Origin of the sequence: Bordetella genomosp. 13, from assembly GCF_007679965.1 — a bacterium.
Classification (GTDB): Bacteria; Pseudomonadota; Gammaproteobacteria; order Burkholderiales; family Burkholderiaceae_B; genus Bordetella.
In genome coordinates, this window is record NZ_VEHL01000001.1 from 309,923 (window position 1) to 323,134 (window position 13,212).

13 protein-coding genes are annotated in these 13,212 nt (G+C 70.5%); all 13 read right to left on the bottom strand.

The features are described 5' to 3' along the window. Positions 1 to 9 precede the first annotated feature (9 nt). The 13 genes from FS845_RS01415 to FS845_RS01475 all read right to left on the bottom strand — a co-directional run bounded on the left by FS845_RS01415 (position 10) and on the right by FS845_RS01475 (position 13,170). Complete coding sequence (locus tag FS845_RS01415) at positions 10 to 828, bottom strand: IclR family transcriptional regulator (RefSeq protein ID WP_144630214.1); 819 nt, start codon at positions 826 to 828, stop codon at positions 10 to 12. Between the two features lie 81 nt (positions 829 to 909). Beyond that, positions 910 to 2,316 carry an FAD-dependent oxidoreductase gene (locus tag FS845_RS01420; RefSeq protein WP_144630216.1) on the bottom strand — a complete coding sequence of 469 codons (1,407 nt, stop codon included), beginning with the start codon at positions 2,314 to 2,316 and terminating at the stop codon, positions 910 to 912. Between the two features lie 2 nt (positions 2,317 to 2,318). Next, positions 2,319 to 3,566 carry an ABC transporter substrate-binding protein gene (locus FS845_RS01425; RefSeq protein WP_144630218.1) on the bottom strand — a complete coding sequence of 416 codons (1,248 nt, stop codon included), beginning with the start codon at positions 3,564 to 3,566 and terminating at the stop codon, positions 2,319 to 2,321. A 44-nt stretch (positions 3,567 to 3,610) separates the two neighbouring features. Beyond that, on the bottom strand, positions 3,611 to 4,441 hold the full coding sequence (locus FS845_RS01430) for an aspartate/glutamate racemase family protein (RefSeq protein WP_144630220.1): 831 nt from the start codon (positions 4,439 to 4,441) through the stop codon (positions 3,611 to 3,613). Beyond that, positions 4,438 to 5,814 carry an MmgE/PrpD family protein gene (locus FS845_RS01435; RefSeq protein ID WP_186332120.1) on the bottom strand — a complete coding sequence of 459 codons (1,377 nt, stop codon included), beginning with the start codon at positions 5,812 to 5,814 and terminating at the stop codon, positions 4,438 to 4,440. The genes FS845_RS01430 and FS845_RS01435 overlap by 4 nt, the downstream gene beginning before the upstream one ends. Positions 5,815 to 5,825: 11 nt before the next feature. Then, the gene (locus FS845_RS01440; RefSeq protein WP_144630224.1) at positions 5,826 to 7,202 is read right to left on the bottom strand and encodes an FAD-binding protein; all 1,377 of its coding nucleotides are present in this window, start codon (positions 7,200 to 7,202) and stop codon (positions 5,826 to 5,828) included. Positions 7,203 to 7,212: 10 nt separating this feature from the next. Next, complete coding sequence (locus FS845_RS01445; RefSeq protein ID WP_144630226.1) at positions 7,213 to 7,806, bottom strand: cysteine hydrolase family protein; 594 nt, start codon at positions 7,804 to 7,806, stop codon at positions 7,213 to 7,215. 60 nt (positions 7,807 to 7,866) lie between these two features. Next, positions 7,867 to 8,622 carry an SDR family NAD(P)-dependent oxidoreductase gene (locus tag FS845_RS01450; protein WP_144630229.1) on the bottom strand — a complete coding sequence of 252 codons (756 nt, stop codon included), beginning with the start codon at positions 8,620 to 8,622 and terminating at the stop codon, positions 7,867 to 7,869. Positions 8,623 to 8,632: 10 nt separating this feature from the next. Beyond that, positions 8,633 to 9,346, bottom strand: a complete 714-nt coding sequence (locus FS845_RS01455; protein WP_260986098.1) for an ABC transporter ATP-binding protein — start codon at positions 9,344 to 9,346, stop codon at positions 8,633 to 8,635. Then, the gene (locus FS845_RS01460) at positions 9,336 to 10,139 is read right to left on the bottom strand and encodes an ABC transporter ATP-binding protein (RefSeq protein WP_144630231.1); all 804 of its coding nucleotides are present in this window, start codon (positions 10,137 to 10,139) and stop codon (positions 9,336 to 9,338) included. Before FS845_RS01460 ends, FS845_RS01455 begins: the two co-directional genes overlap by 11 nt. Continuing rightward, positions 10,136 to 11,125, bottom strand: coding sequence for a branched-chain amino acid ABC transporter permease (locus FS845_RS01465; protein ID WP_222129945.1), 990 nt, complete (start codon positions 11,123 to 11,125; stop codon positions 10,136 to 10,138). Before FS845_RS01465 ends, FS845_RS01460 begins: the two co-directional genes overlap by 4 nt. After that, positions 11,118 to 11,987 carry a branched-chain amino acid ABC transporter permease gene (locus tag FS845_RS01470; RefSeq protein WP_144630234.1) on the bottom strand — a complete coding sequence of 290 codons (870 nt, stop codon included), beginning with the start codon at positions 11,985 to 11,987 and terminating at the stop codon, positions 11,118 to 11,120. Before FS845_RS01470 ends, FS845_RS01465 begins: the two co-directional genes overlap by 8 nt. A 4-nt stretch (positions 11,988 to 11,991) precedes the next feature. Beyond that, complete coding sequence (locus FS845_RS01475) at positions 11,992 to 13,170, bottom strand: ABC transporter substrate-binding protein (RefSeq protein ID WP_186332121.1); 1,179 nt, start codon at positions 13,168 to 13,170, stop codon at positions 11,992 to 11,994. Positions 13,171 to 13,212 lie beyond the last annotated feature (42 nt).

A 13,212-nucleotide genomic window follows, 5' to 3' on the forward strand; every position in this document is an offset into this window, starting at 1 on the left:
GCGTGAAAGCTACTGCCCCGGCGGATACCCGCCCGAATACCCCAGCACCCGCGAGATCTCCTCGCCGGCCTGGCGCACCAGCCTGGCGAACGCCACCTCGTGGCGCAGCGCGCGGGAACTGGGCGCCGAGATGGACACGCCCGCGCGCACCGCGCCCGACGAGTCCACCACGGGGGCGGCCACGGAATAGACGCCCTCGAACATGCCGTCCTCGCTGATGGCGATGCCTTCGGCGCGGATCTGCGCCATGCGGCGCTTGAGCTCGGCCACTGACGCGATGGTGCGCGGCGCCAGCGGCTGGAACTTGACGGTCTTCAGGTATTCCTTGATCTGCGGCTCGGGCATGTAGGCCAGGATGGCCTGGCCGCTGGCGGAACAGTACAAGGGCTTCTGCGTGCCGGGCTTGACGCTGAAGCGCAGCGGGTTGGTCGCTTCGATCACCAGGCTGTAGATGACGTCGTGGCCGTTGTCGGCGATGGTGCCCAGGATGATGGTCTCGGCGCAATGCTCGAACAGCCACGCCATGGCGGGCTGCGCACAGTCCGGAAACTCGCGGTTCTGCACGATGGCGTTGCCCAGCTTGAGCGCCTCGGGCCCCAGCTGGTGCACGCCGCCTTCGGACACCACGTAGCCGCCGGCCTCAAGCGCGCGCAGCAGGCGGAACACGCTGGTCTTGGGCAATTCCAGCAAGGTGGACAGGCTGCCCAGCGGCATCCCGCCCGGCGTGCCCGCCAGCGCATGCAGCACCTGCACCGTGCGCAGCGGCGACCGCGGGCCGTTGTCGGCGTCGGCCGCCGGTTTCTCGGTATCGCTATCGGGCCTGCGCATGGGGCTTCATCGGCGGGTGTGGAGTGGGGATGTCGGGTTCGAGAGCGGGTTGAAAATCGTACAACAAACATCGGCGCGGCCTCATGCCGAGGCCCCGCGCGCGGCCGTCCGGCCCGCGGTCCTGCCGAACAGCGCCGCCTTGCCCAGCGACGAGCCCGTCATGTAGGCCTGGCCGTGGAAGCCGCCCACCACTTCGCCCGCCGCGTAGAGGCCGTCGATGCGCTCGCCATGAACGTCGCGTACGCAAGCGTCCGTGTCGGCGCGCACGCCGCAATAGGTGGCCAGGACGGCCGAGGTGGACAGGTAGCCGTAGTAGGGCGCGCGGTCGACGCGCACGCGCCGGCCCGCGTGGTGGCACAGTCCGTTGCGGCCGTGGTCCGGGTCGGATCCCGCGTCTACGCCCGCGTTGTAGCGCGCCACCGTGGCCGCCAGCGCCGCGCGGTCCAGTCCGCAGGCGTCGGCCAGGGCCTCCAGCGTATCGGCCTGCCGCAGCAGGCCGCGCTCCAGCGCCGACTGGAAGTCGAACATGGTCACGCCGGCCTGCGACTGGTCCATGATGGCCTGGTCGAAGACCTGGTAGCCCACCGCGCCTGGCTGGCGCAGGCAGGCATCGCCGATCAGCTTGTACGACAGCGATTCGTCCACGAAGCGCGCGGCCTGCTGGTTGACGACGATGGCGCCCAGGTAGAAGGCCAGCAGGATCTCGTGATGCTCGGCGCTGCAGTCGGGATGCGTGCCGAACGTGCCGCGCACGCGCGCCATGTCGCGCAGGTCGGCGCCCAGGCGCCATGCCATGCGCAGCCCGTCGCCGGTGCTGCCGGCGCCGCCGATGCGCACGGCGCGGGCCTGGTCGGGCGCGAACTGGCGCAGCAGTTCCTCGGAGCGCGAGAAGCCGCCGGTGGCCAGCACCACGCCGCCTCGGCAGTGCACGTGCAGCCGTTCGACGGCGCCGTCCTCGCGCGTGCGTTCGACCTCCGCCCCGGTCACGGGTCCCTGCGCGCCGTCGCGCACCAGCGCCACGGCGCGGGCGCGCGTCCACAGCTGCGTGCCGGGCAGGGCCAGGAAGGCGCGCGCCAGGCCGTCCAGCATGCTTGCGGTATCGGTCTGGTGGCTGCGCGCGACCGACTGGCCCGCGCTGTGCTCCAGCGCCTTGAACACCACGCCATGCCGCTTCAGCCAGCGATAAGTGGCCTCCTGCGCCTGGGCATAGGCTTGCAGCAAGGATTCGTCGGCCTCGCCGCCGCCGATGGCCTGCAGGTCCCGCAGCAGCAGGGCCGCGTCGTCGGCCAGTCCCGCGGCGCGCTGCTCGTCGGTGCCGGCAAAGGCCATGAAGCCGCCGCTCAGCACGGTGCTGCCGCCGGTGCGGGGCTGCTTCTCCAGCAGCGTGACGCGCGCGCCGGCCTCGGCCGCCGCCAGCGCCGCGCAGTGTCCCGCCAGGCCGCCGCCCACCACCAGCACATCGGTATCCGCCGCAACGTTCGCCGCCATGTTCATTCCTTCCACAGTTTGCAGGCGGATTCCGCGCGGGTGGCGAAGGCCTCGTCGCCCGGCACGGTCTGCACGATCTTGTAGTAGTCCCACGGTTTCTTCGATTCCTGCGGCGACTTGACCTGGTACAGGTACATGTCGTGCACCATGCGGCCGTCGGGTCTCAGGTAGCCGTTGCGCGCATACATGTCCTCGATCCTGGCGCCGCGCAGGTGCGCCATCACCTTGGCCGGATCGTCGGAGCCGACCGCCTTCACGGCTTTCAGATATTGGTAGGCCACCGACCAGTCGGCCGCCTGCAGGCTGGACGGCATGCGGTGGGTGCGCTTCTGGAAGCGGGCCGACCACTCGCGAGATTCGTCCGACTGGTCCCAGTACCAGCCCTCGGAAACGTACATGCCCTGCGCCTGCTCCAGCGTCAGCGTGTTCACCTCGTTCAGGTACATCAGCATGCCGGCCAGCTTCTTGGTCTTGGTGACGCCGAACTCGTAGGCCGCCTTGATGGCATTGATGGTGTCGTCGCCGCTGGTGGCCAGCGCCAGTATCTGGGCGTCCGAGCTCTGCGCCTGCAGCAGGTACGACGAGAAGTCGGGCGTGGCCATCGGAAAGCGTGTCGAGCCGATCACCTTGCCGCCCAGGCCCTGCACGATTCGGGTGGTGTCGGCCTCGGCCGACTTGCCGAAGGCGTAGTCGGCCGTCAGGAAGTACCAGGACTTGCCGCCCAGCTTGACCACCTGCGCGCCGATGACCTTGGCCGCGGCGATGGTGTCGTAGGCATAGTGGACGGTATAGGGATTGCATTCCTCGTTGGTCAGCCGCGCCGTGCCGGCCGCCACCACGAAGAACGGAATCTTCTTCTCGTTGGCCAGGTTGGCCATGGCCAGGGCCGCCGACGAGTTCGTGCCGCCGATCAGCATGTCCAGCCCCTGGCGGTCGATCCATTCGCGCGCGCGCGAGGCCGCGATCTCGGCCCGGTTCTGGTGATCGGCCACCAGCAGCTCCACGGGCTTGCCGTCGATCTTGCCGCCCATGTCCTCGATGGCCATGCGCACGGCCTCGACCCCGCCCTTGCCGTCGGTGTCGGACAGCGACCCCGAGAGGTCCGTGACGAAGCCGATGCGCACGACGTCGCCCGATATCTGGGCCAGCGCGCCCGTCGCGGACAAGGCCAGCGCCGCCGCGCAGGCACGCGCGGCGTATCGGGCTCGGGTGCCGGCGGGCCTGCCGCCCCGCTTGTGTGAATTCGCCATGCTCGTGTCTCCCTTGCAGTCGTTCGAATGGGTAGCCGCTTTTTCTAGGGCTCGCGATGGCCGCGGGCAATGATCTCGTCCACCAGGGCCTGTTCGCCGCGTGCGTAGTGCCCCACGCGGCTGACCGACAGCCGCAGGTCGCGGCGCAGTCCCGTCATCATCACGGCGTGCCGCCACGTGATGGCGAAGACGTCCAGCACGGGCGCGCCGTCCAGTTCGGCCACGGCGTTGGCCGTGAGCACCGTGGACAGCACGCCCTCGGCGGGCACGATCACGTCCGCGCCGCGCGCGAGCCAGGCGCGCGCCGTGGCCGTGAAGGCTTCGAGCACCGGGCCGGGTCGTCCGATGGCATGCGCCAGCGTGGGTTCGTCCAGCGGCGGATCCAGCGCGACGGCGGGCAGCACGCGCTGTCCCAGGCCGTGGGCGGCGATCGCGCGGTCGACCATGGCGGCGATCTCGGGCGCGTTGCTGATGGGAATGATGCGCTGCCCGAGCGAGCAGCCGGTCAGCAGCGTGCTCTCGAGAATGGACAGCACGGGGATGTCCAGGATGGAGCGGATCTCGCGCAGGTAGGGCTCGCTGAACGAGCCGATCACGAACGCGTCGCAGCCGTCGCGTTGCGCGGCAATGGCGTTGTCTATCACCTGGTCCAGCACGCGGTGATAGACGAAGGGATTGGACAGGCCCGGCGTGCTGGGCCGGCCCAGCAGCGAGCCTGGCCGCAGGCCGTGCACGCTGACGCGGGCCGTGTCGCCCAGCACCGCCCGCGCGTGCGATTCGAGATAGTCGCGATACGGCTGCGCGGTTTCCAGTTCCACCATGGACTGGTGCCAGAACCGCGGCGGGGCCTTGGGTGGTGGCGTTGCTGCGTTCATCGCTTGTCCTCCTCCAGGTACAGCCCATTCAACCACGCACGCACGGAAATGTCGGGCTCGCCGTCCAGCACGCCGTGCAAGGCCTGCGCCAGCGCGGCGCCGTTGCCTCGGGCCCGCCCCGCGCGCGCCAGCCGCTCGTCCAGCAGGGACGCGGACGTGGCGCGGTCGTGCCGCAGCATCGCGTCGCCGGCCTCGGCGGCCTCGACGCGCCGGCGCGTGCCGTCGGCGTAGCGCACCTCCAGCACGGCGTCGTAGGGGCCGCCCGCGTCATCGGGCTGGATGTGGATCAGCGGAACCAGGCGCAGGATCTCGGGATCGTCGCGATGGTCCAGCGGCTTGTCGTACTCCAGTTCGCCGTACACCAGCATGGCGGCGGTCGAGAAGGCCATGCTGGCCACGGCCTGCGCCACGCGCTCGTACGGGCCCTGGTAGGCCGTGCCGGGATACTCGGTGAAGTGGCGCCAGATCAGGATGTCCACCGCGCGGATGTCGCGCGTGCCGCGGCCTTCGGCGTGCACCAGGCGCGCGGCGATCACCGCCGACATGTTGTCGCCCAGGCAGGCCCAGGGCTTGGCCACCACGCCCAGAATGGCGCGCGGATCGGGGGGTGTGGTCCACGCATCCGGATCGTTGGGCAGGCCCGCCAGCGCATGCAGCAGGCCACGCGGGCCCTCCAGGCCGGCCGGGGCGCCTTGCACGCCACGCTGCGCCAATTGCGCGGCCATCAGGCCGCAACCGGCCGCGCGGGCATTCTGGATGCGCCATTCGTCGGAGCCGCAGCGCACGGGCTCCAGCGTGCCGCCGCACAGGCTGGCCGCCATGCCGACCGCGCTGGCGGCCCGTGCGGCGTCCAGTTCCAGCGCCGCGGCCGCGGCCACGGCGGCCGCCACGCAGCCCAGCACGGGGCTGGCGCGCAGGCCGCGCCCGATCAGCGCGCGCGCCACGCCATCGCCGCCGCCCAGCCACGAGATCGCCGCATACCCCGCCGCGATGCCGCGCAGCGCGGCCTGCAGCGTGGCGCCGCGCGCCTCGGCCACACCCAGCACCACCGGCACCACCAGCGATGCCGGATGCGTCCAGGACGCGTAGTCGGTGTCGTCGTGGAACTGGCCATGGACCGCCGCCGCGTTGGCCTGTACGGCGTCGTGCAGGGCCAGCGCGATGCCGTCGGCCCAGCAGCGGGCCGACGGCGAGCCCGGTGCCGCCAGGCCGACCAGCTCGCGCAGCACCAGGAAGGTGTGCTCGCGATGCGCCAGCAGGCCTACGCCCAGGCTGTCGAGCAGGCAGGCGGCGGCCTTGTCGGCCACGTCGGGCGTCAAGGCCGCCTGGTGCGCCTGCGCGGCATAGCCGCCCAGCAGGCTCGTCGCTCCCATGAGTCTTCTCCCTATGCGCTCAGGTGCCGGGCGCTGGCGCGTCCCGCGATCCATCCCAGGCCGATCGCATGCAGCAGCCCGCTGCCCGAGGCATAGCCCACGCCGCCGCTGCGGCCCGAGATGCCCGCCACGGCGCCGCCCGCCGCGTACAGGTTCGCAATCGGCGCGCCGCCGCCGCCCAGCACGCGCGCGTCCGCATCGATCATCAGGCCGCCCTGGGTGCTGAGCAACGCGGGAACCACGCGGGCGTACCAATAGCCCGGTTGCAGCGGCGCGATGCCGAAGTCCTTGCGGCCATGCGGATCGGGCCGCTGGCCGGCGGCGGCGGCCTCGTAGACCGACAAGGTCTCGGCCAGCGCCGCCGCGTCCACGCCCAGGGCCCGCGCCAGCGCGGGCACGTCGGCGGCATGGCGCGCGCCGCCGTAGTCCAGCACCTCCTTGAACCAGGGCTCGCGCGCGGCGATGTCGTGGATGCGCTGGTCGAAGAGGGCGTGCACCGGTCCCTGCTGGTCCAGCACCGCCGCGGCGTAGCCGGAATAGCCCACGCTCTCGTCTCCGAAGCGGCGGCCCTGCGCGTTGACGAACACGCCACCTTTCTCGATGGTGGTCCAGGACAGCAGCTCGCCATGCGGGTCCAGCACGCTGGCGTAGCCTTGGTAGCTCGCCATGTTGCCCAGGGCGGCCCCGAGCTGCTCGCCCCAGCGCACGGCCTCGCCCTCGCTGCCCTTGGCGCCCGAATACGTGGCGCCGGCGATCTCGGGGCAGTGGCGGCGCACCAGCGCCGCGTCCGCGCCGAAGCCATTGACGCACAGTATGGTCTTGCGCGCGCCGATGCGCGCGGCCTCGCCCGTGGCGCTGCGCGTCGACGCGCCTTGCACCGCGCCGGCGGCATCGGCGTCCAGTTCGATGGCCGCGTTGCCCAGCGCCAGCGGAATGCCGCGCCGCTGCACCGCCGCCACCATGTCGTCGACCAGGTCCTGTCCCTTGCGCGAGGCCGGCGCGTGCAGGCGCGGCACCGAATGCGCCACGTGCCGGTAGTCGCGGATCACGTCCAGCCTGACCTGCATCACGTCGGCCAGCCATTCGACCAACTCGGCCGAGCAGGCGCACAGCTGCCGGGTCAGTGCATCGGCATCGTGCGGGCCACTCAATGCCATCAGGTCCCGCGTCATGCGTTGCGCATCGTCGTCGATGCCGGCCGCGGCCTGGAAGCGCGTGCCGGCGCCCGGGATCGAGCCCGTGCTCAGCATCGTGTTGCCGCCGGGGCGGTCCAGCTTCTCCACGATGGCCACGCTGGCGCCGGCCTCGTGCGCGGCCACCGCGGCCGCCAGGCCGGCGCCGCCCGCGCCGATCACCAGCACGTCCACCTCCGCGTCGAATGCCGTCATGGCCGGCTCCTCACGCAAAGATCGTGCGCGTGGGCACCACCGTGCCGAACAGCGGCAGGATGTTCTCGGTGGAGAAGGCGTGCCACGCAGGGTTGGGCGCCGCGCAGCAGTCTTCCAGCACCGTCACCGCGAAACCCGCATCGTCCGCCACCCTCGCCGACATCTCCACCACCAGGTTGGTCACGACGCCGCCCAGCAGCACGCGGCGCACGCCGCGATGCAGCAGCCAGCTCATCAGGCCGGTGTTGAAGAAGGGATTGACGCACTGCTTGGTGACGACCAGCTCGCCGTCGCGCGGCGCCAGCACGTCTGGAAACTCCGTGCCCCAGGTGCCCGCGATGGCCGCGCCGTGCTCTTTCAGTTTCGTCACGCGCGGCGCCACGCTCAGGGCGTCGGCATAGTCGGCGCGAAAGCCCAGCCGCACGTGCGCCACGTCCATGCCGGCCGCGCGGGCGCCTTGCAGCGCGTGCGCGGCGTTCTCCAGCACGCGGCGCTCGGCCACCACCTTGGCCAGGCCGCCCGCGCCTATCTTCCCCTTGGGATCCACCATCTCGTTCTGCAGGTCCAGCAGCAGCAATGCGGTCTTCTGTTCGGCAGCGTTCATGCGTCCATGCTCCAGGTGAGAAAAGGAATGTCTTGCGTCATGGCGGGCTTGGGCGCGATCTCAGTCGGCCCACATGCCGCCGTTCACGTCGAGGATCTCGCCGGTGATGAAGGCGGCCGGCTCGCTGGCCAGGAAGGCCACCGCGGCCGCGACTTCCTCGGCCCTGCCCAACCGGCCCAGCGGAATGGCCTGCCGCAGCGCCTCGGGAAAGCGGGTGGTCATGGGCGAGGCGATGGGGCCGGGCGCCACCGCATTGACGGTGATGCCCGACGCGGCCAATTCGCGCGCCAGGTAGAACGTCATCGCGTGCACGCCCGCCTTGGCCGCGCCGTACGCCACGTTGGCGGACCGGGCCTGTTCGTCCGGGTCCACCCAGGGCCGCGCGTTGCCGCCGTTCTTGCCCAGGATGGAGCCGATGTTGACGATGCGGCCGCCGCCGCGCCGGCGCATCGGCTCGATCACCGCCTGGCAGCTGCGGAACACGCCCTTCAGGTTGATGTCCATGACGCGGTCCCACTCGGCCTCGGCCAGCGTGGCCGCCGCGCCGAAGCTGGTCACGCCGGCCACGGTGACCAGGATGTCCACGCCGCCGAACGCGCGCTCGGTCTCGCGCACCATGCGGGCCAGGTCTTCCGCGCGGGTCACGTCGACGCGTTCGGTGCGGATGCGGGTGTCGTCATGATCCGCAAGCGTTTCCAGCCCGCCCAGGTCACAGGCGCACACGCGGGCGCCTTCGTCCGCCAGCGCACGCGCCACGGCCGAGCCGATGCTGCCGCCCGCGCCGGTCACGATCGCGCTCTTGCCTTCCAGTGTCATGGCTCGCTCCTCACAGGTAATAGCTGCGCGCCACGGCGCCGTAGTCGTCGCCGAGCTCGGCCGGCACGCCTTCGCGCACCAGCGCGCCGTCGCGCAGCATGTAGTAGCGGTCCGCCACGCCCAGGGCCAGCGCGATGTTCTGCTCGACGATCAGCATGGTGGTGCCCGTCTGCTTGAGCAGCCCCATGATCCGGCCGATCTCCTGCACGAACAGCGGCGCCAGGCCGCCCGACGGCTCGTCCAGCAGCAGCACCTTGGGCCGGCCCATCAGGGCGCGGCCGATGGCGGCCATCTGCTGTTCGCCGCCGGACAGCGTGCCCGCCTTCTGCGCCATGCGCTCGCGCAGCCTGGGGAAGTACTCCAGCACGCGCGCCAGGTCGGACGAGACGTCGTCGTCGCGCGTCACCGCGCCCAATGCGAGGTTGTCCTGCACCGTCATGGCCGGGAACAGGTCGCGGGCCTGCGAGACCTGTACCACGCCGCGGCGGAACACGCGATACGGCTTCTCGCCGGCGATGGGCTGGCCCTGCAGGCGGATGTCGCCCTGGGCCGGCTTCAAGAAGCCGCTGATGGCGTTCAGCAGGGTGGTCTTGCCCGCGCCGTTGGCGCCCAGCAGCGCGACGACCTCTCCGCCCTGCACCCGCAGCGACACGTCGCGCAGCGCGGTGGACGAGCCGTAGCGCACCGACAGGCCGTCGATGGACAACAGGGAGTCAGTGGCCAAGATATGCCTCCAGCACCGCGGGATGGGCGCGGATCTCGTCCGGCGTGCCGGCCGCGATCACCTGCCCGTAGTTCAGGACGACGATGGCATCCGAGATCGCCATCACCATGTCGATGGTGTGTTCCACCAGCAGGATGGAAATGCCCTGGCCCGCCAGGTTGCGCAGCACCGACATCAGGTGGTCGCGTTCGGTGCCCGACAGTCCCACGGCGGGCTCGTCCAGCAGCAGCAGGCGCGTGCGGGCCGCCAGCGCGCGCGTGATCTCGACGATGCGCTGCTGGCCGGACGACAGGTCGCGCGTGACGCGGTCGCTCAGGGCGTCCAGGCCCATCAAGGCGATCAGATCGCGCGCCTGCCGCAGGGCCTGCGCCTCTTGCGCGCGGGCGCCGCCCAGGCCCAGCACGATACCCAGCGGACTGCTGTCCGTGCGCGCGTGCAGGCCGGCCAGCACGTTCTCCAGCACCGTCATCGAGCCGAAGGCCCCGCCGTTCTGGAAGGTGCGGCGCATGCCAAGCTGCGCGATGCGGTGCGGCTTCATGCCCGCCAGCGCCTGGCCGTCGAAGCGTACCGTGCCGGAGGCCGGCCGCACGTAGCCGGTGATGGTGTTGAACAGCGTGGACTTGCCCGCGCCGTTGGGGCCGATGACCGCGCCGATGCGGCCCGGCTCCAGGCTGAAGGACACGTCGCGCAAGGCCTTCAACCCGGCGAAGGAGACGCAGACGCCGTCCAGTTGCAGCAGGGGCGCGGGCGTGCCGTCGTGGCGCGCGCCCAAGGAGATGTCCGGCGGGCTCATGATTTTCTCCGGTACAGGCGCTCGCGCAGCGCGGGCCAGCGCTGCACCGTCCAGCCTGCCAGGCCGTTCGGCATGAACAGCAGCACGGCGATCAAGAGCAGGCTGAACACGATCTCTTCCGCGCCGGGAAAATTGCGCAGCACTTCGGGTGCGGCCGTCAGCAGCAGCGCGCCCAGCAGCGAACCCGTCATGCTGCCCAGGCCGCCCACCATCACGATGGCGAACTGCAGCAGCAGCTGGTGCAAGTTGAAGCTTTCCGGCGCGATGCGGCCGATCAGCGCGGCGAACAGCCCGCCCGCCACGCCGGTGACCACGCCGCTCCACACGAACGCCGCCACCTTGTAGTGGCGCGGCGAGAAGCCCAGCGAGGCCGCCGCGAACTCGTTCTCGCGGATGGCCACCCAGGCCCGGCCGACGCGCGAGCGCAGCAGGTTGGCGGTTGCCCACAGCATGGCCGCCACGACCACCACGATCAGGTAGTACACCTGGGCGGCGTAGCCCAGGCCCGCGCCTGGCAGGTCCAGCGCGGGCACCGCCAGGCCGCTGGAGCCGTGCGTCCACGTATCGCCATGGATGTATCCCCAGCGCAGCAGCTCGCCGAACGCCAGGGTGACGATGGCCAGGTAATAGCCGCGCAGGCGCAGCGCCGGCAGGCCCACCAGCAGGCCCGCCAGCGCGCCGCACAGGGCCGACACCGGCAGCGCGGCCCAGAACGGCAGGCCATAGCGTTCCATGACGATGCCGAAGGCGTAGGCGCCGATGCCGAAGAACGCCGTGTTGGCGAACGCCAGCTGGCCCAGGTAGCCCAGCACGATGTTGAACCCCAGCGCGGCCAGGCCGTACACCAGGATCATGTTGATGACGTACTGGACGTAGTCGTTGGTCAGGAACGGCAGGCCCAGCAGCGCGATGCCGGCCAGGACGCCCAGCGACAGCTTCGCGGCGCGGTGGCCGCCACGATGCACGGAAAGCACGGCCTCAGACACGGACCACCTCCGCTCGGCCGAACAGGCCATGGGGCCGCACGATCAGCACGGCGATGATGACGATGAAGGCGAAGATGTCGATCAGCGCGGTCGACAGATAGCCGCCCGCCAGCTGCTCCAGCACGCCCATGATGAGGCCGCCCGCGATGGCGCCGCCCAGGTTGCCGAAGCCGCCCAGCGTCATCGCCGCGAAGGCGCGGATCAGCACCTGCCCACCCATGTCCGGATACAGCAGGGTCACCGGCGCGACCAGGATGCCGGCCACGGCGCCCAGGGCCGCCGCCACGCCCCACATGTTGCCGCTGAGGGCATCGATGTTGATGCCCACCAGCGCCGCCCCGCGCGGATTGGACGAGGCCGCCTGCGCGATCTTGCCGAAGCGCGTGCCGTGGAACAGCACGAAAAACAGCAGCACCAGCACGCAGGTCATGCCGACGATGATGAGGTCCTGCGCCGTGATGATGGTCTCGCCCATCTCGATGGGCGGCAGCGCGAAGATGGGCGGCATGGGCAGCACCTCGCGGCCCCAGAACACCCGCGCGATGCCGCGCAGCAGGTACGAGACCGCCACCGTCATCATCGCCAGGATGATGTGCGGCGCCAGCGCGATGGGCCGCATCAGCGCGCGGTCCATCAGCCGGCCCGTCAGGAACAGGATGAGGATCGCCAGCGGCACCGCGGCGGCGAACGGCAGGTGCGCCATCTGCACCAGCACGTACACCACGAACGCGCCCATCATGAAGAATTCCGCATGCGCGAAGTTCACGACGCCGTTGGCGCGGAACACCACCGTCATCCCCAGGGCCACCAGCGCGTAGATGCTGCCCTGGGAGATGCCGCTGAGCAGCAGTTGCATGAACATGGCGTCATTGCTCCCACTGCTTGACGACCACGATCTGGTCGTCCTTGAACTTCGCCATGGCGCCGCCGCGGATGCCGGCGTGTTCCTGCGGCGAGAAGTTGATGGGCGCCGAGGAAATGCCCGAGTCGAAGTTCCTGATGCCGTCCAGCGCCGTGATCAGCTTTTCGCGCGTCAGGTCGGGGCCCGCGTCCTGCAGCGCCTTCACCAGCGCGTACGCGCCGCTCATGCCCAAAAAGCTGAAGCTCTCCACCCGTTCGTTGGGGTAGTACTTGTTGATCAGCTGGGTCCACTGCCGCATCTCGGGCGAGTGCAGGGGCCTGGCGTAGGGGTAGTACACCGCCATGTTGCGCACCGCCGCGACGCCGCCCACGCGGTCGCGCGTGTCCTCCAGCGAGATCGATTGCGGCCCCAGCACCGGAACCTTCAGGCCGTATTTGTAGGCATCGCGCATGAACACCGCGACCTCGGCCGGATACATCATCAACACCACGAACTCGGCGCCCGAGTTGCGCAGCCGCAGGATCTGCGGGGTGGCGTCGCTGGAGGCGCGCTCCATCGTCAGGTCCGCCACCGGATCCAGCTTGTATTTCTCTTTCAGGTACGCCACGGCGGGGTCGCGGTTGGACTTGCCCCAGTCGTCGGAGTGGCTGACGAAGGCGATCTTGCTGGTGTTGGGGCGCGACATGGCGTAGTCGATCAACGTGCGGCCGATGTCGTCCGTGGTGGCCACCGGCTGGAACAGGTTCGGCACCAGCGGCCTGGAGATGGCCGGCGAGGCCGCGCCGATGACCACGAACGGCACCTTGGACTTCTCGATCTCGCCCTTCACCGCCATCATCACGTTGCTGCACAGGCCGCCGTTCACCGCGAACACCTTCTCCTGCGCCACCAGCTTCTTGTACGCGGCCAGGCCGCGGGCGGGATCGCAGGCCGTGTCCTCGCGCACCAGCTGGATCTTGCGGCCGTGGATGCCGCCCTTGTCGTTGACCTCCTTGAAGACGGCCTCCACGCCGAACACCGCCTTGCCGAACAGCGCGGCCGAGCCCGTCATGGGGCCGAACACGCCGATCTTGATCGTGTCCTTGGTGAGTCCCGTCGTGTCCTGCGCGCGGGCGCCGCCCGCCAGTCCCATCGCCAGGGCGGCGCATGCTGCCATGAAGATGCGTCGATCGATCCGTGCCATGCTTGTCTCCTTGTGCCTGCTTTGTTCGATGGACTGCATGGC